Origin of the sequence: Anaeromassilibacillus senegalensis, from assembly GCF_001261775.1 — a bacterium.
GTDB lineage: Bacteria > Bacillota > Clostridia > Oscillospirales > Acutalibacteraceae > Anaeromassilibacillus > Anaeromassilibacillus senegalensis.
This window is the reverse complement of record NZ_LN868535.1, coordinates 179,371-198,875: the sequence shown is the minus strand read 5'-3', so window position 1 is coordinate 198,875 and position 19,505 is coordinate 179,371. Positions and strand designations below refer to the sequence as shown.

Here is a 19,505-nt window from a genome sequence, read left to right as displayed (position 1 = left end):
ATGACGCGGCTTTTTTTAAAACGAATGACGGCATTGGCACTCTGCCTGTTGCTGCTGGTGTTCGCTTCCTCCTGCGCGGAGGACGAAACCGGGCAGCAGCTGGAGACCATCAAGATCGGCGTGGCGACCTACCGCAGCGACGATACGTTCGTTGCCAGCCTTTGTGAGGATTTGGAAAACCTGGTAAAAGAAAAGGAAAACGAGACAGGGAAAAAGATCATTTTAAACGTAGTGGACGGTAAAAACAGCCAGTCGAACCAAAATGATCAGGTCGATACCTTTATTGCGCAGTCATACAACGTCATCTGTGTCAATCCGGTGGACCGCACGGTGGCCGCGGTCATCGTGGACAAGGCCAAGCGCGCCAATATTCCGGTGATTTTCTTTAACCGTGAGCCGGTGGAAGAGGATATCCGTATGTGGGACAAGGTGTACTATGTCGGCACGGACGCAAAGGAATCGGGGATTCTGGAGGGGCAGCTGATTATCGATGCGCTCAAGGCGGATCCCGGCATCGATCGGAACGGCGATGGGAAGCTGCAATACGTGATGCTGGAGGGCGAACAGGCGCATCAGGATTCCCTGATCCGCACAGAGTATTCCGTCAAGACCATCACCGCGGCCAATATCCAGATGGAAAAGCTGGCGAACGATACGGCGAGCTGGCAAAGGTCCCTGGGGGCAGCGAAAATGCGCTCCTGGATTGACCTGTACGGCGGCGGAATCGAAGTGGTGCTCAGCAACAACGACGACATGGCGCTGGGGGCGATCGACGCACTCAAAGAGGCGGATATGCTGGAAGGCGGTCCGATCGTCGTGGGAATCGACGGAACCAAGGCGGCGCTTCAGTCCATCTTGGACGGGGAGCTGTATGGCTCCGTTGTCAACGACGCCCGCAAGCAGGCACAGGCAATGCTGGATATCGGATGCGTGCTGGCGGCGGGAGAAAACCCGCAGGAGCGCCTGCGCGTGGTCAACGGGCAGTATGTGCGGGTGTCGCACCGTGTAGTGACGAAGGAAAACGCACAGGAGGAGCTTGACGAGCTGCTTAGCCCGACGGAGTAGAAACGGTAAAAACCATATAGAAAGCGAAAGATCCGTGTAGTTCCATCCTATAAAAACTGGAAAAACGGGAGAGATTACAGGTTCTTCCCATTCCAGATAAACGATAGGCGCATTAAAAATGCCCCCGGTTTTAACCGGGGGCTTCGTTTTATAAAGAAATATTTATTTATGCTTCTGTGTGAAGTTCCAGGAATCGCGGCACATATCGTCCAGCGAGTATTTGGCTTCCCAGCCCAGCTCGTTCTTCGCCTTGCTGGCGTCCGCATAGCATTCCGCGATGTCGCCGGGGCGGCGGGGCGCGATCTGGTAGTTGATCTTTACGCCGGAAGCCTTCTCAAACGCCTTGACGACGTCCAGAACAGAGCTGCCCTTGCCGGTGCCCAGGTTGTAAACTTCCGCGCCCTGGATGCTGTCCAGCTTCTCCAGCGCTTTGATGTGTCCGACCGCGAGGTCGCAAACATGGATGTAATCGCGTACGCCGGTGCCGTCCGGGGTGTTATAGTCGTCGCCGTAGACGGACAGGCACGGGAGCGCACCGGCCGCCACACGCGCGATGTATGGCATCAGGTTGTTCGGAATGCCGTTCGGGTTCTCGCCGATGAGGCCGGAGGGATGTGCGCCGATCGGATTGAAGTAGCGCAGCAGCGCGACCTTCAGGTCTTTGTCCGCAACGCACATATCCTGCATGATCTGCTCAATAAAGAATTTGGTTGTGCCATACGGGTTGGTCGTGCCGCCCGCCGGCATATCCTCCTTGAACGGCACCTGATTGTTCATGCCGTAAACGGTCGCGGAGGAGCTGAACACAACCTTCTTCACGTTGTACTTGCGCATCAGGTCCAGCAGATGCAGAGTGCCGGTGATGTTGTTGTGGTAGTATTCCAGCGGCTTCTGCACGGATTCGCCGACCGCCTTGAGGCCCGCGAAGTGGATGACCGCGTCAATCTTATTTTCTTTAAAAATCTTCTCAAAGTTATCATAGTCCAGCATATCGCATTCGTAGCTGGGGAACGTTTTGCCGGTGATCTGTTCCACGGCGCGCAGGGCGTCCGGGGAGGAGTTTGCGTAGTTGTCCATGACGACAACACCAAATCCATTGTTGAGTAGTTCCACACAGGTGTGGGAGCCGATGAATCCGGCGCCGCCGGTAACCAGAACATTCATAATCAAACCATCCTTTCAGGTTCCCGGGCGCACAGCGCTGTTTACGCCTGCTGTGTCTGTGGCTGCTGTGCAAATCGGGAGAGGTGTATTTCCAACCCGGTCCGTGACTTGAGCCATGGACCGGGAGAATCGATTTATGATTTTACGCCTGCTTTGGAAAAATCGCCGTAAGCTGTAGCTTCTATAGCTGCTACGTAAATCGGGAGCAGGTCTTTTCCGTCCCGCAACTATTTATTAAAGGTATGAAGAAACTTTGTAGGGTGGAATATGAAGGATACCCTCTACAATAGAAACTGATTGGGAAAACCGCCGTAGGTGCGAAAGACGTTGCACGTCCAGGCCGTCCCGACCGGAGGTCCGGAGGTCTTACTCGCCCTTTTTCGCATCGATGAACTTTTTGTAGGCGGCGCGGAGCTCCACAGAGGTTTCCTCCGGGCAGGTCGGGTTGCAGTGCGCCCATGCGCCGGTTTCACTGGACGCGTTGAACTTCTGCTTGTCGGCGCTGCGCATCGGCGGGAAGAACTCGATGTGGAAATGATAGTCCTTGGAATAGTCGCCGGAGTTGACCGGCGCGTTGTGCATGCACATCATATACGGGAAATTATAATCAAACAGGCTGTCGAGCATGCCGACGGTGTCGCGGATGGTCACGCCCAGGCTGTATTTCTCCTCTTCAGTCAGTTCGGAGATGTACTGTACATGGCGGTTCGCCATGATATATACGCCGTACGGATACTCGCAGTAGAACGGCAGGTATACCGTGAAATGCTCGTTCTGGAAGATGATGCGCTTTTCGGCTTCCAGCTCATTCTTCAGGGTGTCGCAGAACAGGCAGTTGCCGGTCTTCTCAAAATACTCTTTGGCGGAATCGGTTTCCAGCTGCAGCTTCTTCGGAATGAAGGAATAGCCGTACATCTGGCCGTGCGGATGGGGCATCGTGACGCCCACGACTTCGCCGCGGTTTTCAAAGGGGAACACGTATTTGATGTTTTCATCGGCGCGCATGCCTTCAAAGCGCTCGCACCACAGGTCGACCAGTTTCTTCATGTGGTCGTAGGACAGCTCCGGCATCGTCACGGTGTGGCCGGGCGAGTACAGAATGACTTCGCACTTGCCGTAGGACGGGCGGACCTTGAAGAAATCGGTCTCAATGCCCTCGTCGGGCGCCGGCGGGTTCTGGGACAGTGCCGGGAAGTCGTTGTCATATTCCAATACCTCATACTCCGGCACATTGCCGAAGCTCGGGCAGAACGGGCAATAGTCCTTGGGCATTTGCGGGCGTCCCTGACGGTTGGACGCAATCATGATCCAGTCCTGGATCAGCGGGTGCCATCTTAATTCAGCCATGGTTCATTATCCTCCTATATCCCTGTGAATGGATTTTATGATTTGACGGCGGCAGTTCCGCCGATTTTTACAGGATGCGTGTGCCGCCCACCGGACGGATGCGCAGGTTGTGGCAGCTTCCCTCGCCGGTAACGGTTTCCATCTGCTGCACGAACTCCGGCAGGTAATCCACCGGAACAAAGCTCTGTACGGTGCCGGCAAAGCCGCCGCCGTGGACGCGGTACGCGCCGCCCTTGCTGCGGAGCAGGCGCTCGCAGAGCGCAAGTACCAGGGAAACACCCTGCTGCTGCGGATGTCCCGCCGAAAACACGTTCTGCAAATACATGTAGCTGGAATAGCCGGACTCGATGATCAACTTTTTGAAGGTGTCGAAATCGTTCGCCTTCAGCGCCGCTGCCTCATCCAGAACGCGGGCGTTGTCGCCGAAGAAATGGATGGCGCGCAGCACGCTGCGGTCGCCCATCTTCTGGCGCAGGGCCGCAATGTTGGCGTAGAATTCCGCCTCGTCCACCTCGCGCAGGACTTCCTTGCCGAAGAACGCCGCGACTTCCTTCATCTCCGCCGGTACCGCCGCGTAATCGGGGGTCAGGTCGGAGTGGCTGCCCTTGGTGTCGATGATGCAGAGCGCATAGCCGCATTTGGTGAAGTCGAAGTCGACCTTCTGGGCTTCCGGATGGTCTTTATCCTGGAAATCGATCTGGACAAAGCCGCCGACGGAGCTGGCCGCCTGGTCCATCAGTCCGCAGGGCTTGCCAAAGTACACGTTTTCCGCATACTGGCCGATCTGCGCAATGGAGAGCGCCGTCTCCTTGCCCTCACAGAACAGGTCGTTTACAATGGTGCCGACGAGCACCTCGAACGCCGCGGAGGAGGACAGGCCGGAGCCGGTCAGTACGTTGGATGTGGTGTAGGCGTCAAAGCCGCCCACGGTGTAGCCCAGCTGCTGGAACCGCGCGCAGATGCCGCGGATCAGCGCGCGGGAGGTGTTGAGTTCGGAAGGGTTAACGTCCTGGTTCTTCGCGTCGATTTCGTCGCCCCTGTGGCCCTCGGATTTGATGCGGACCTTGGTGTCCGCATTGGCGGCGACAATGGCGATCACGTCCAGGTTGACGCTGGCCGCCAGAACCCTGCCGCGCTGGTGGTCGGTGTGGTTGCCGCCGATTTCGGTGCGGCCCGGTGCACTGAAAATGGAGATGTCGCGGTCTGTGCCGTACAGTCCTTCAAAGGACTCGACCGCATGTACGAATCTTTCACGGTATCCGGCCGCGTCTTCCACGCCGCAGGCGTAGATGTAAGCGAGCTTTTCGTCCAGCCCGCCGCTGGAAATCAGTTTTTTGACTTCTGCAGATAACATGTATGAATTACCTCCCAAAAAATGTACGTTTGAATCGTGTGAAGCCCCGGTTCCCGGAAGTGCGCCGCGGACCGGTTCTTTGTGTCGTCCCCTGTAGGATTCCTATGGTTCCATTGTATCGCCAACGGGGCGTGGAAACAAGGCATATGCGTATCAATTTTATGGACATTTGATGCATAACGTCGTTTTTCTGAGGAAAAACGGGACGGGGGACGCATGACCGAAATATTTCACCTTCCAAACGCCAATATTAATTTAAATTATACCATAATTCCCCACAGCTTGCATTCGTTTTTATAAAAAATAGTTGGGATTTCTCCCTTCTTGGGTTCTTCCTGATTGGGTTGGCAGAAACGGATTTTTTGTTACGTTCAAAGGTGGAAAATCTGAGTATTTCCTTAATGTAATAAAAAATAGTTGGGATTTCTCCCTTCTTGGGTGCTTCCAGATTAGGTTGGCAGAAACGAATTTTTTGTTACGCTCAGAAGTGGAAAATCCAAAGATTTTCCTGATATAGTAAAAAAGGGAAATTCTGTATGGCCCATCCCCTCCCGGTCAAAAAGATGGGGAAACTATTCTGTTTAATCGTTAAAATACTTGTTAAGCTGAGGGCTTATGGTAAAATAGATAAAAAGAACTGGTAAATTGCTGGAAAACCGTGCGGAAAGCAGGTGAAAGCTTGAAGATTCATATATCCTCAAAAAAACAGATCATACAGGTGCTCATGCTGTTCGTCGTGCCGCTCGTGGTCTTCCTTGGGGTGTACAATTTTTACACGGTGCGCGCCATGAACGACCGCATCGCGGAGAGCGGCAGAAGTACGGTTTATCTCTACCAGACCTCGCTGGAAAAGGATTTGGGGGACATCGACATTTTTATGGCCAACCTGGTCGCCGGCGACGCCAATTACCAGCAGCTGCGCTATCGCATGGACCCGATGGAGGCGCATCTCTGCGCCAAGGAGATCACCGACCGCTATCAGGAGCTGATCACCACCAAGCAGATCATCGGCGGCATGTTCCTGTTCCTGGACCAGAACGAATTGTACCGGGAACGCTACGGCGGTTCCTATTCCTATGAACAGAAGACCGCGCTGGAACAGTACCTGCGGGAACTTACGCGGAGCGAACCGACCGTTGGAAAGGATTGGTTTGTACACCGTGTGGGAGAAATTCCTTTCCTGCTGCGCGTACTGGGAAGCAACGGCGCGTACAGCATCTGCGCGGTGGACCTGAACCGGCTGTCCAAGCCGCAGGACACGGCGGACTATGAGAACGGCGTCCTGTTCTATGCCGACGGGGAGGGCGAGATTCTCACCGCGCGGGATTGGGCGGCGGAAATCGGCGTCGACCCCGCGACGCATGCGCGGGACCCGTACTACCTCACCCGCGGCCCGCAGGAATACCTGGCGGTACAGAGTTTCTCCGAAGCGGCAGGAATCTGGTTTGTCTACCTGCTTCCTTATAAAGGGATTTTGAACCACCTGGATTTTATCCAGATCCTGCTGTTGGCGGTCTCCGTGTTCATCCTGGTGCTGATCCCCATCAGCTATTATCTGCTCAAGCGGCTGTTCTTCACGCCGATGGAGCAGCTGGTGAAGACGATGAATGCCATCAAGAGCGGCGACCTGGAAGCAAAGATGGACAGCGACTACCGCATTGTGGAATTTAAACAGGTGAGCGATACCTTCAACGAGATGATGGGGGAGATCAAGGAACTGAAGATTTCCGCCTATGAGAAGGAGCTGGAGCTGCAACAGGCACAGCTTCAATATCTGCAAATCCAGATTCGTCCGCACTTTTTCCTCAACTGCCTGAAAAATCTATACGCTCTGGCGCAGGAGCGGCAGTTCGGGCAGATCCAGCAGATGATTCTGGCGCTGTCCGACTATCTGCGCTGTTTGTTCCGCGACAATATGAAGCTGGTGCCGCTGGCGGACGAGCTGCGCAATGTGTGCAACTATATGCGGTTGCAGCGGATGAGCGCTTCCAGCCCGCCGGTCTGCGAGGTGGAAGCGGAGGAAGGGCTGGCGGACTTCCGAATCCCGCCGCTGTCCCTGCTGACCTTTGTGGAAAACTCCGTCAAGCATGCGTCCCTGCCGGGAGAGGAACTGCGGATCACGATCCGGGCGATCCGTCTGGAGACGGAAGAAGAAAGATACGTCAACCTCTCTGTGACAGACAACGGCAGCGGATTCCCGCCGGACCGGCTGGAGGAACTCAACAGCGCGGGACAGGTCGCATACAGCGAACAATGTGTGGGCATTATGAACGTCAAGCACCGCTTTGCGCTGCTGTACCAGGGGAAATGCGTGTTTTCCTTCCGCAATTTGCAAAAGGGTTCCAGCATCGAGATTTTTATACCGGATGAGGAGGAAAGAAAATGACCGTCCTTGTAATTGACGATCAGATCAATGTGGTCAGTGGCATTGTATCCGGCGTGGACTGGGCCGCCGTGGGCGTGGATCGGGTCCTGCAGGCGTACAATGCCGCGGAAGCAAAGGAAATCCTGCGGCATCAAAAGGTCGATATGATGCTGTGCGACATTGAAATGCCCGTGGAGTCCGGCCTGGACCTGTTCCGCTGGGCGCGGGACCAGCAGATGGAGACGGAGTGCATCTTCCTGACCGCGCATGCGGATTTCGATTATGCCAAAGAGGCCGTGCGGCTGGGCGGGCTGGACTATATTTTGCAGCCCGCGCGCTATGCGGATATTCAGGCGGCGGTCCTGCGCGCCGCGCACCGGATCGAGACCAAAAAGGAGCTGCAGGCATACTCCTCCTATGGGAAAATGATGGCGCGCCGCCGGGATGTGCTGATGGAGGGGCTTCTCAAAAACTGGTTTTTGGGGGAGGCCGTCAGCCTGCCGCAGCTGCTGGAGGATTTTCAAAAGCTTGAAATTCAAATTGACGATGTGACGCCGGTGTATTTTACCTTAATACAGGTTTTGCGCTGGGAGGACGCCGCCGCCCAATGGAGTGCGGAACTGTTAAAATATGCGTTCCTGAACGTTCTGTCGGAGCTGTTCAGCGAGCATGGACAAAAAATTCTGCTGATCCAGCTGGACCACCACAATTTTGCATTTCTTTCCTATGCAGACGGCCCCCGGCTGCTGGAAGAAGAGGCGCTCCGCGCGTTGCTGGAACGTTTTTTACAGATATGCCAGGCGCATTTTCATTGCGACGCGGCGTGCTACACCGGGCCGCGGCTGACGCCGCCGGAGCTGACGGAGCGCGCGCGGGCTTTGTACGGCTGCCGCAGGGGCAATGTGGCGCTGGCCGCCAAGGTGTTTATCTGGGGAAGGATTGCGGAAGAGCCGCCGGGGAAGCTCGCGGCGCCGGAGTGGAAGCGGTGGGAGGAGCGTCTGGTCCGCGGCGATGTGGAGACGGTTCAAACGGAGGCCAACCGCTGGCTGGACGGCGCGGCGGAAGCCGGAAAGCTCAGCGCGGAGATCCTCCAGCGGTTTTATCAGGCGTTCCTGCAATTGCTCTGCGCCGCAGGGGAATCGGCCAATGTCCCGGCGGACGCGTTTCTGCCGGGCCGGCAGCTGTTTGAACGCTCCCCGCAGGAGGGGTTTACGATCGACGGCGTCAAGCTGTGGATTGAAGCGGCTGTCCAGCCCTTTGCGCGTGCCGGACAGGCGGCGGACGTCAAAAGCCAGGTGGAGCAGATCAAACAATATATAGAGACGCATATGGAGCGGGATATTCGCCGTTCCGAGATTGCAGAGGCATTCTATTTGAATCCGGACTACCTGTCCCGTCTGTTTAAAAAGGAAACGGGCATGCAGCTCAAGGATTATATTGTGGCGGAGAAAATGAAAGCGGCGCAGACGCTGCTGCGCACCACGGACCTGCCGGTCAGCATGGTGGCTGTCCGGGTGGGATATTCCAACTTTTCCCACTTTTCGCAGGTGTATAAAAAGGCGGTGGGCAGGACGCCGGCGGAAGACCGCGCCGCCGTGCGGGAATAATTGTGTGCGGCACGATGTAGTCCCTGTTTTGATTGTGGTGTAGAGCAAAACGTGTTTTTCCGCTTTTCAGAAAAGCGGGACCTCCGGTCGAGACGCGCCTACGGCGGAAACCGTTTTCACCTCGCGAGTAATGGTCAAAATGTGTTTATCCACCTTTCTAAAAGGTGGCGGTTTCCAAAGGCAGAGCCTATGGTCGTTCTCCGCAGAGAACGGGACGTGCAACGTCTTTCGCGGACCTCCGGTCAGGACACGAACCTCCGGTCAGGACACGCCTACGGCGAGGACCATTTTCACCTTGTGGCAATTCTTTACATTTGTCTTTCTACGTTTCTAAAGGCGGCGAGAAACATTTTTACATCACGAGCAATTCTTAAAATATGTCTTTCTCTGTTTTTGAAAAGCGGCGATGGTCGTTTAGAGCGTCGAGCGAGGCTTTAGCCTCAAGCGAGCGTCCCGACCGGAGGTCAAGAGCGAGTGGGAACGAGTGATATCGTTCTTTATGGTCCTTAATGTTGCCATGTGGATTAGAGCCGTTGCAGGATAAACTGCAACGGCTCCGTTTAACTGGTTTTACAGATGGATTATGCTGTTTCTTAACTCTCGTCAGGGCAAAGTCGGATTTGTGACAGCACGCGGGTCGGATTTATGACAGTGCAGATGCAGGCCTGTTTTTGAACTGGGAAACAGGTCATTTTTATAACATCGGAGGTCGGGATTTTGGCAGAAATCGAAAGGCAAATGAAGTACAATATAAACACAGTGAATCATAAAAACCCAATAAATAAGAAGGCCGTCAAAGAATACGGTGGGTGCACCCAGCGGACGATTGGGAAAGGACAAGGTATGAAACGGGGAAAAAGAGGTCTGGCGTTTTTGCTTGCCGCTCTGTTGTTGTTCTGCCTGTCCGCGTGCACACAGCCTGTCGGGGAACCGCAGAGCAGTGAGGAACCGTCTTCCTCCGGTGAGGCGTTTTATACGGTGGACATCTATGCGCTGGGGACGGCGGCGGATCCGATCCGGGCGGAGATCGAAGAGCGGGCCAACAAAATTGTGGAGGAAGCCTGCGGCGCGCGTGTACGCCTGCGCTACCTGGGCAGCAAGGAAAACTGTTTGCAGCAGGTGAAGCTGGCGGTTTCCACCGGGGAGAAATGCGACCTGTTCCCGTCGTTTGAAATCGGCGTGGGCGCGATGGTCAACAACAATCTAATTCTGCCGCTCAACGATTATCTGCCGCTCTGCGATGTGGAAATTCGGGAGGAAATCCCCGCGGAGGACTGGGACTGCGTCACGCTGAACGGCAAAATCTGCGGCGTGCCAATCAACCGGGAAAAGGCAAATGGGCGCGGTTTTGTGTACCGCAGGGATCTTGCGGAGGCGTTGGGCGTCGATCCGGATTCCATCCAGACGATGGACGACCTGGAAGCGCTGCTCGTCAGGGTGCGGGACGCGTACCCTGACATGTATCCCATCACCACCAGCACGGGGATGGCAAGGCTTCCCTTGCCGTATGACCGGCTGGGAGACAGCCTCGGCGTGTTGGAGGACAGCTTTTCCGACAGCACCCAGGTGGTCAACCTCTTTGAAACGGATGCCTACCGCGCGATGGTGGAGTTGCAATGGAAATGGGCCAACATGGGGTTGATCATACCGGACGGCTCCAACAACACCAGCAATGAATTTGCGCTGATGCGCGCGGGCAAGGCCTTTGGCCATTTTGCGAATGTCAAGCCCGACAAGGAGCGCGAAACCACCAGCGGCACGGGATACCCCACCGCGATCTTTCAGATTGTACCGCCCTACAGCGAGTCGACGTTGGTTTCCTCCATGTGGAATATCTGCTCCACCAGCGAGAATCCGGAAAAAGCCATGCTGGTGCTCAATGAGATGTATACCAATCCGGAGCTGGCCAACCTGTTTACCTATGGGATTGAAGGAAAGACGTACCGGGTGATCGACCGGGAAAAGCGGCTGATTGGCCGGATGGAGAACTGGGATACCAGGCAAAACCAGTATTCCTTTGCCATCTGGTCCTGGCCAAACGAATTGCTTGTGGACGTGTGGGAAGGTGACCCGCCGGATATCTGGCAGCGGGTGCAGCGGTATAACAGCGAGGCGCGTCCATCCCCCGCGCGGGGGTTTGTCTGGGATGATACGAAGATGCTGGGGCAGGTGACCGCCTGTACCATCGTGCTGGACAAATACCGGGACGCGTTGGAATGCGGGAGCCTCGACCCGGCGACGGCATTGCCGCGCATGAACGAGGAACTGCGGGCGGCGGGCATCGACGAAATCGTCAGGGAGAAACAGGCCCAGCTGGACCGTTGGATCGTACAGCAGAAAACACCCGGCACAGCCGGTTAAACATAGACATCCAAATTAGGGGTCCCAGCTTGTCAAAAATCGAAATTTTTGACAGGCTTAGGTTTTTGCAGCTTTTTTTAAGAAATATAACCAAAAAAGAAGGAGAGGGTGCCCATGCAGTAACACGCGGCCCGGCGAAGCAAACCCAAAAATTACCCATTGAGGAAAAGGAGAGAGCAAGCAAAGATGAAAAAGATGCATCGATCGATTTTATCGCTTCTTTTGACCCTAACCATGCTGTGCAGCGTTTGTACAAGCGCGTTTGCAGCCACAGCGGAACCGGTTCAGGCGGAAGCGGGGGACGGCATCGTCCAAATTGAAAACGGCCCGATCCAGGGCGTCCCGTCCGACACAGAGGGCGTTACCGTATTTAAAGGCGTCCCGTTTGCACAGCCCCCGGTGGGCGACCTGCGCTGGAAAGCGCCGCAGGACCTGGAAGAAACCTGGACAGACGTGCGCGTCTGCGACGAGTGGGGCAACCAGGCGATGCAGCCCGAGAACCTGAACCCCGTTGGGGAGTTCTGGGGCGATGAGTTCTACTTTGACGAAGCGTACAATCCGGAGATCAGCGAAGACTGTCTCTATTTAAATGTGTATAAACCCGAAAACGCGGATGCCGAGGACCTGCCTGTCATGGTGTGGATTCACGGCGGCGGCTACGACCACGGCAATGCTTCCGAGATGGAGTTTAACGCCTCCAAGCTGGCGGCGAAGGGCATCATCGTGGTGTGCATCCAGTACCGCGTCAACGTGTTTGGCTTCCTGGCACTGCCGGAGCTGAGCGAGGAAAACAATGGGATTTCCGGCAACTATGGCACACTGGACCAGGTCAAGGCGTTGGAGTGGGTCAGCCAGAATATCGAAGCCTTTGGCGGCGATAAAGACAACGTGACCATCTGCGGCCAGTCCGCGGGCGCGATGTCCGTGACGGCTCTGCTCTCCACCCCGTTGACCAAGGGCCTTTTCAACCGCGCGATTATCCAGAGCGGATTCAGCGGCTATGCGGCCCCCGGCAGCTATGTGACGTTGGAGAAAAAGCAGGAAAATTGCCAGGCGGCAATTGAAAAGGCATTTGGCGAAGGCACCACGCTGGAAGACCTGCGCAAAATGGACGCGAAGGATTTCACGGATGCGAAAGTTTACAGCGCCCTGAAGAGCGCGGCCGGCAGCAATACGCTGGACGGCTATGTATTCACGGAAGAATCCATCAATCTGACAAGGGATGGCGCGCTGGACGGCATCGATGTGATGATCGGCGGCACGGCGGACGAATCCACCTCCCTCTCCGGCTCGCCGGACGGCACAACGGAGATCGAGAAGTTCCATAGCAATATGGAGAATAAATACGGCGAGCTTTACAACCGCAGTATCTATAATCCCAAGAGCGCGAAGGAAGCCTATCGCATGAATCTGCGCTCTGGAAGCGACAGCAACTTTGCAAAATACCGCATTTCCGCACAGTATGGAAAAACCCATAACGAAGACCACAATGCATATGTTTACTACTTCGATCACGACCTTGCTCCGCACGATCCGGAGATTGTGGGCGGCCGCGACGAGGAATTCTACGGCTCTTTCCATTCTAGTGAGCTGTGGTTTATGTTCAACTCCATGCGCGACGGCGTGGAAGGCCAGCGCCTGTGGACGGAAGACGACCACTACCTGGCGGATACGATGTCCTCCTACTGGGCAAACTTTGTGAAAACCGGCGACCCGAACGGCGAAGGCCTGCCCAGCTGGGAAGAATGTACCTCTGATACGGACGGCGCGTTCATGCACTTTAAGGATACGAAAGACGGCGCAGCGGCCATTTGCACGACCAAGAGCGACTTCCCGGCACGCGACCGTTTGATGATGAAAGCCAATATGGACACCCTCGGCCTGACGGAAGATGACCTGCTTCTTCCATACGCGATCCCGTTCGGCGACATTCCCGCGGAACTGGTGACGGAAGTCCAGGAGGAAGGCCAGCGCGTGGTAGAAGTCAACCTGACCTACGACGGCGCGGTCGATCCGGACAGCGTTTCCAAAAACGACTATAAAGTCAAAGCTTCCCTGACCTATGGCGACGGCTCCAGTGACATGGAGGGCTACCGCACCATTACAGACGTAAAGGTAAACGGAAATGTGGTCACACTGGTGCTCGACCCGGACGACGCGGCGGCGGTCACCAGCTTCTACAACGGCACAACCAATGTGTACGACATCTCCTATCTGGTTACCCAGAAGGGTGAAATCGAGACGGAGAACGGCACAGTGGATCCGGCGAAGTACCGCAGCACAAAGATTACCAACAAAATTGTGGACGATTTCCAGAGTGGAAGCGTCAGCAATACAAACGGCAAGACCATCAACTTCAAATACTACGATCCGATTGCATCCGCGGATGCGGCGGCGGACGGCAGCTACCCGCTGATCCTGTTCCTGCACGGCAGCGGCGAGAGCGGCAGCAACAACCTGTCCCAGATCATCGCCAACAAGGGCGCCGTCTCCTGGGTGGAACCGGACCGCGTGGCACAGAACCCGGTCTATGTCCTGGCCCCGCAGTGCCCGACGGCGCGCGAAGGCTGGATCAACCAGGACAATCAGGATCTGGTCATCAAGATGGTGGACGAATTTGTGAAAACCCATAACGTGGATACCAGCCGCATCTATATTCAGGGCCTGTCCATGGGCGGCATCGGCACCTGGAAGATGATCCTGGATTACCCGGAGAAGTTCGCGGCGGCGATCCCGATCTGCGGACGCGTTCCCAGCGGCAGCGATTACAACTACTTCACCGACAATGGCGGTGCGGCGTTTGACGCTCTGAAGGAACTCCCGATCTGGGTGGCGCACGCGGAGGACGACGGATCGGTCAATATCGCCGGTTCCAGAGAAGCGGTTGCGGCGCTCAAAGCGCACGGCAACACCTCCGTAAAATTCTATGAATACCTGCCGGGTGCAATTGTTCCGAACCCACACCACAGCTGGAAAGCGGTCTATGAAGATCAGGAAATCTACAACTGGCTGTTCGAGCAGGATACGGCGAGAAACCACAATCCGGAAAGCCCCCTGAAGACCCAGTACACCACATGGGAATATGAAGGCGTACAGGCGATTCTGGACTATGACGTGGACCCGATGTGGGTGCTGATCAACGGCGACCGTGCGGTTCTAATTGATGCCGGTCAGGGCAAAGGCGACCTGTATGCGAAGCTGAAGTCCGTCCTTCCCGACAGCGTCAAGAAAATTGACGTTCTGCTGACGCACCGTCACGGCGACCATATTGGACAAATCGCAGAATTTAAAAACCGCGACGACGTCGAGCACATTTACATCGGCACGGCGGATGCGCAATCGGTTCTGTCCAAAATGGGAGAAGACGCGGGCAAGGTTGTTCCGGTCAACGACGGCGACAAGATCCCGTTTGGCAATAAGTCCTTTACCGTAATCGACGTCCCGGGCCATACCACCGGTTCGGTTGTATATCTCCTGGAAGACAAGCTGTTCACAGGCGACGCGATCGGCACCGGCTATGTCTGGATGCAGATCGGAGACCGCTCCATTGAAGAATATGTCGATTCTTTGCAGCATTTGAACGACGCGATCGGCGACCGCGACCTGACCGTCTACGGCGGCCACACACAGTACCGCGGCGTTATGACCGACCAGTATGTCCGCGACATCCTAGAATGTGCAAAGGGCATTGTGGACGGCACGATCGAAACCAAGCAGTACCTGCGCGGCAGCGTGCGCGACGCAAGACAGGCGACCTATGGCACCGCCTCCATCGCCTATCGTCCCGATTGGGTCCTGAAGGACAGCATTTGGGCGGACCTGACCACGGAAGTCTTTGACGACGGACAGAAGGTTGTTTCTGCAACCATCACCTATCCGGGCGAGCTTGACGCGGCAAAGGCGGGCCAGCTTGCAAAATCCGCGTTCCAGGTTGAGGCGCGCCTCACGGCGGGCACGGAATCCTTCAACAACGTCGGCATGCGGACCATTTCCGACGTAAAGGTAGACGGCAAGACCATCACCCTGACCTTTGACCAGAGCGACGGAATGGGCGCTACGAGCTACTTCGACTATATGAGCTTCCAGACCTCCATGTACGATCTCACCTACACCATCCGCCAGACAAAGGACCTGCCGCTTGCGAACGGCGATACCGCCAAGGCGGCAACGTGCAAGCAGCGCTCCGTCAAAAACCTGGTGGTGGATGACTTTAAGGCGGCGAGCATCAACAACGGCAAACTGAACATCCCGTACCGCTATTACGATCCGGTTGCGGTCAATAAGGTGGACGACGAGGGCAAATATCCGCTGATCCTGTTCCTGCACGGTGCGGGCGAGTCCGGCACAAACAACAACGCGCAGCTGATCGCCAACAAGGGCGCGGTCGCCTGGGCGGAAGCAGACCGCATTGCACAGAATCCGTGCTACATCCTGGCGCCGCAGAGCCCCGGCTTCTCCGTCGGCGGCTGGCAGGGCGAAGGAATGCCTGCGCTGTTGAAAAAGATGATCGAGGACTTCGCTGCGGAGCATCCGCAGGTGGATATGGACCGCATCTACATTGAAGGCATGTCCATGGGCGGCATGGGCACCTGGAACATGATCCTGACCTATCCGAACTTCTTTGCAGCGGCAATTCCGATCTGCGGCATGGTCAACGACTCCGTTTATGAGACAGACAATGGCGTAGCGTTTGACGCGCTGGCGAACCTGCCCATCTGGGTGGCGCATGCGGAAAACGACACTACGGTCAACGTCTCCGGTTCTCAGAAGGCGGTTGCGGCGCTGAAGGCGCACGGCAACACCTCCGTCAAATATTATGAGTATCTCGAAGGTTCCATCACTCCCGACCCGCATCACAGCTGGAAGGCCGTGTATGCGGACCAGGAAATCTACAACTGGCTGTTCGAGCAGAACAGAGCAAGAACCGACTACGGCAAGATCAACCCGAAGACCCTGTACACCGTCAAGGACTGTGGTAACGGCGTCAAAGCGATTTGGGACTACGATGTGGATCCGATGTATGTATTGGAAAGCGGCGGCCAAGCGGTGATCATCGATACCGGTATGGGTACAGGCGACCTGTATGCGTACCTGGTAAACAACGTCCTTGAAAACAAGGAGGCGGAGATCAGTGTGCTGCTGACCCATCAGCATGGCGACCATATCGGACAGCTTAATAAATTCTTTGGGAAAGATACCGTAAACCGCATTTATATCGGCGAAAAAGATGTGGCTGGTACGATCAGTACCATAGAACGGATGACAAAGGAGCCGTTCCCAGAGGCGGACAAGGCAAAGATTGTCGCGCTGAAAGACGGCGACAAAATCCCGCTCGGCGATAAATCGTTTGAAGTGATCGATGTGCCCGGCCATACGGCGGGCTCGGTTGCATTCCTAATCGACGACAAGCTCTTCACCGGCGACGCGATCGGCACCGGCTATGTCTGGATGCAGATCGGTGACCGTTCTATTGAAGAATACGTTGACTCCCTGCAACATCTGAACGACGTAATCGGCGACCGCGATTTGATTGTCTACGGCGGCCACGCACAGTTCCGCGGCACGATGACCGACCAATATGTCCGTGACATCCTCGCATGCGCGAAGGGCATTGTCGACGGCTCCATCGTCGGCACGCAGTACCTGCGCGGCAATGTGCGCGACGCAAAGGTTGCCACCTATGGAACCGCTTCCATCGTTTACGACCCGAGCCGCATCCTCAAGGATGGCATCGGCGCGGAACTCACCACCGAGGTGAAGGACGATGGCCAGAAGGTCATTCAGGCCTCCATTACGTATGAAAATGAAATTGACCCGGCTTCCGTTTCCAAGGCGGCCTATCAGGTGCAGGCGACGCTGTCTGCAAGCAATCCGAAGTTTGATAAGATCGGCATGCGCACGGTAACGGGTGTCAAGGTGGACGGCAAGACTGTGACCATCACGTTGGATCCGGCGGACGAAGAGGCTGTAACCAGCTACTACGACGGCAAGGTCACCAGTACGTATGATATTTCTTATAAGGTATCCCAGCTTACCGACCTCAAGACAACGGGCGGCGAAACCGTTCCGCGCGACGCGTTCCTGAGCAATTCTGTCAAGAATCTGATTGTGGACGATTTCCAGAGCGGAAAGGTAACCAACGAGAGCGGAAAAACCATCAATTACCGCTATTTCGACCCGATCAAGTCCGCGGGTATGGACAAGGACGGCAAATATCCGCTGGTCCTGTTCCTGCACGGCAGCGGCGAGAGCGGCAGCAACAATCTGTCCCACCTGATCGCCAACAAGGGCGCGGTCGCTTGGGCGGAGCGCACGGATATGAATCCGGCCTATGTGTTGGCCCCGCAGTGCCCGACCGCAAGCGAAGGCTGGGTCAATGAAGCGAACGAAGCGCTTGTGATGCAGATGCTGGATACATTCATTCAGGCAAACGCGGACACGATCGACACCAGCCGCATCTATATTCAGGGCCTGTCCATGGGCGGCATCGGCACCTGGAAGATCATCCTCGATCATCCGGAAGTGTTCGCGGCGGCGATGCCGATCTGCGGCAGAATTCCGAACGAATACTACGGCGACAAGGCGGAGCAGCTCAAGGGCATTATCAATATGCCGATCTGGGCGTTCCATGCGGCGGACGACGACAGCGTCAACATCGAAGGCACCCGCCAGGCGGTTGCAGCGCTGAAGGCGGCCGGCAGTGAGTGCATCAAGTTTGAAGAGTTCACAGCGGGCTCCATCATCCCGTCCCACCACGTATGGAAATACGTGTACAGCACAGGCACCCCGTATAACTGGCTCTTTGACCAGACCCTTGAAAGAAGCGAGAACCACACGATCAATCCGTCCATGAACTATGTCCATGAGACCATTGAACCGGGTGTCACCGTCGTCAGAGACTATGAGATGGGCCAGATCTGGGTCCTTGAGCAGGGCGACAAAGCCGTCGTAATCGATACCGGCATGGGTGCCGGTAACCTCTACGACTACATTGTCAACGAAGTCCTGAAGAACAAGAACGCGGACATCGACGTAATCCTCACGCACAACCACGGCGACCACATCGGCTGCCTCGATGACTTTGTCGGACACGACCAGGTCAAAAATGTCTATGCAGGCGAAGGCGACCAAGCTTCCATCATCAAAAAGATGGGCGTGGATGCCGGCAAGGTCAAAGTTGTAACAGACGGCGACAAGATTTCCTTCGGCAACGAGACAATTGAAGTATTGGCACTCCCGGGCCATACCGCTGGCTCCATTCTCCTGCTGCATGGAGACGACCTGTATACCGGCGATGCAGTTGGTTCCGGCGATCTGTGGATGCAGATTGGCATGTGCTCTATCCAGACCTATGTTCAGAATCTGAATCAGGTTTTGGCAAAGCTTGGAGACCAGAAGCTGAGTGTGCGCACCGGCCACGCAGAGTATCTGGCGCCCTTCACAGAGGAATACCTCCAGGAAATCCTGAAGTGTGCGGAAGGCATTGTGGACGGTTCCATCACGCCGACTGTTTACACCAGAAGAGACGCAAGCTATGCAACCTATGGCAGAGCGAACATCGTTTACTTCCCGTATCAGGTTATGGATGCGGATGTGACCGGCCTGAATGCAGCTATTCAGGATGCGGAATCCCGCAGTTCCAGCAAATATACCAGCGATTCCTGGGCAAAGCTGGCGGCAGCCGTCGCAGCGGCGAAGGCACTGCCCGCAACAGCCACGCAGAATAAGGTAGACGCAGCCGAGCAGGCCATTAAAGACGCCATCATGGCGCTGGTCCCGAGAACCTCCACCTCCTCCGGAGGAGGCTCTAAGACCGTGTATGTCTATGAGAATGGCAGCTCCTATGGCAACGAGGGAATCGTGGGAACCACGCCGGGCACCGGTACAGGAACCACCGCTGCAAGCGTGAAATCCGACACGACCCTGCCGTTTACCGTCCAGCGCGGCCAGGCATACTGCTTCAAGATGACCGTTCTCAACGGCAACGGCGTTGCGCCGAGCTTCACCGTCGGCAACGGCAATATCTTCAAGACCCAGTTTGTTACCCAGATCGGCAACGATTATTATTTCCGCATTTGGGCGGTCGGCAATGCAGGCCAGTCCACCGGTGTTTACACAACGCTCCCCGGGCAGGCTGCTGTGCAGCACTGCACCGTGGCAATTAGCTGAAAATAATAAAACCAGCTGACTGAGACAGTCGCCGGAGGCACGTGCAGACCGCAGGTCCATTGTGTTGTCACAG

General features: G+C 55.8%; 8 protein-coding genes. 5 read left to right on the top strand and 3 right to left on the bottom strand.

Annotated features, from left to right (window positions below):
* Window positions 1–1,065, top strand: a complete 1,065-nt coding sequence (locus tag BN2106_RS01215) for a galactose ABC transporter substrate-binding protein (RefSeq protein ID WP_050696752.1) — start codon at window positions 1–3, stop codon at window positions 1,063–1,065.
* A 162-nt stretch (window positions 1,066–1,227) separates the two neighbouring features.
* On the opposite strand, the gene galE is transcribed toward BN2106_RS01215, so the two are convergent.
* The 3 genes from galE to BN2106_RS01200 all read right to left on the bottom strand — a co-directional run bounded on the left by galE (window position 1,228) and on the right by BN2106_RS01200 (window position 4,930).
* A complete protein-coding gene (gene galE / locus BN2106_RS01210; protein ID WP_050696751.1) occupies window positions 1,228–2,229 on the bottom strand; it encodes a UDP-glucose 4-epimerase GalE in 1,002 nt (333 codons plus the stop codon).
* 366 nt (window positions 2,230–2,595) lie between these two features.
* Complete coding sequence (gene galT, locus BN2106_RS01205; protein ID WP_050696750.1) at window positions 2,596–3,576, bottom strand: galactose-1-phosphate uridylyltransferase; 981 nt, start codon at window positions 3,574–3,576, stop codon at window positions 2,596–2,598.
* A gap of 67 nt (window positions 3,577–3,643) precedes the next feature.
* Complete coding sequence (locus BN2106_RS01200) at window positions 3,644–4,930, bottom strand: galactokinase (RefSeq protein WP_050696749.1); 1,287 nt, start codon at window positions 4,928–4,930, stop codon at window positions 3,644–3,646.
* 679 nt (window positions 4,931–5,609) lie between these two features.
* Here BN2106_RS01200 and BN2106_RS01195 point away from each other — a divergent pair.
* From BN2106_RS01195 to BN2106_RS01180, 4 genes are all read left to right on the top strand, one after another.
* Window positions 5,610–7,316: a sensor histidine kinase gene (locus BN2106_RS01195; protein WP_050696748.1), complete on the top strand. Its 1,707-nt coding sequence runs from the start codon at window positions 5,610–5,612 to the stop codon at window positions 7,314–7,316.
* Window positions 7,313–8,902: a response regulator transcription factor gene (locus BN2106_RS01190; protein WP_050696747.1), complete on the top strand. Its 1,590-nt coding sequence runs from the start codon at window positions 7,313–7,315 to the stop codon at window positions 8,900–8,902. Before BN2106_RS01195 ends, BN2106_RS01190 begins: the two co-directional genes overlap by 4 nt.
* An 843-nt stretch (window positions 8,903–9,745) precedes the next feature.
* Window positions 9,746–11,263 (top strand): ABC transporter substrate-binding protein, encoded by a 1,518-nt coding sequence (locus BN2106_RS01185; RefSeq protein WP_195891745.1) that lies wholly within the window; start codon window positions 9,746–9,748, stop codon window positions 11,261–11,263.
* Between the two features lie 186 nt (window positions 11,264–11,449).
* Entirely contained in the window at window positions 11,450–19,432 is a 7,983-nt protein-coding gene (locus tag BN2106_RS01180; protein WP_050696745.1) for a carboxylesterase family protein, read from the top strand.
* The last annotated feature ends 73 nt before the right edge of the window (window positions 19,433–19,505 follow it).

Coding starts and splice junctions, on each gene's coding strand:
- BN2106_RS01215 (WP_050696752.1), top strand. CDS start 1: ATGACGCGGCTTTTTTTAAAACGAATGACGGCATTGGCACTCTGCCTG.
- galE (WP_050696751.1), bottom strand. CDS start 2,229: ATGAATGTTCTGGTTACCGGCGGCGCCGGATTCATCGGCTCCCACACC.
- galT (WP_050696750.1), bottom strand. CDS start 3,576: ATGGCTGAATTAAGATGGCACCCGCTGATCCAGGACTGGATCATGATT.
- BN2106_RS01200 (WP_050696749.1), bottom strand. CDS start 4,930: ATGTTATCTGCAGAAGTCAAAAAACTGATTTCCAGCGGCGGGCTGGAC.
- BN2106_RS01190 (WP_050696747.1), top strand. CDS start 7,313: ATGACCGTCCTTGTAATTGACGATCAGATCAATGTGGTCAGTGGCATT.
- BN2106_RS01185 (WP_195891745.1), top strand. CDS start 9,746: ATGAAACGGGGAAAAAGAGGTCTGGCGTTTTTGCTTGCCGCTCTGTTG.
- BN2106_RS01180 (WP_050696745.1), top strand. CDS start 11,450: ATGAAAAAGATGCATCGATCGATTTTATCGCTTCTTTTGACCCTAACC.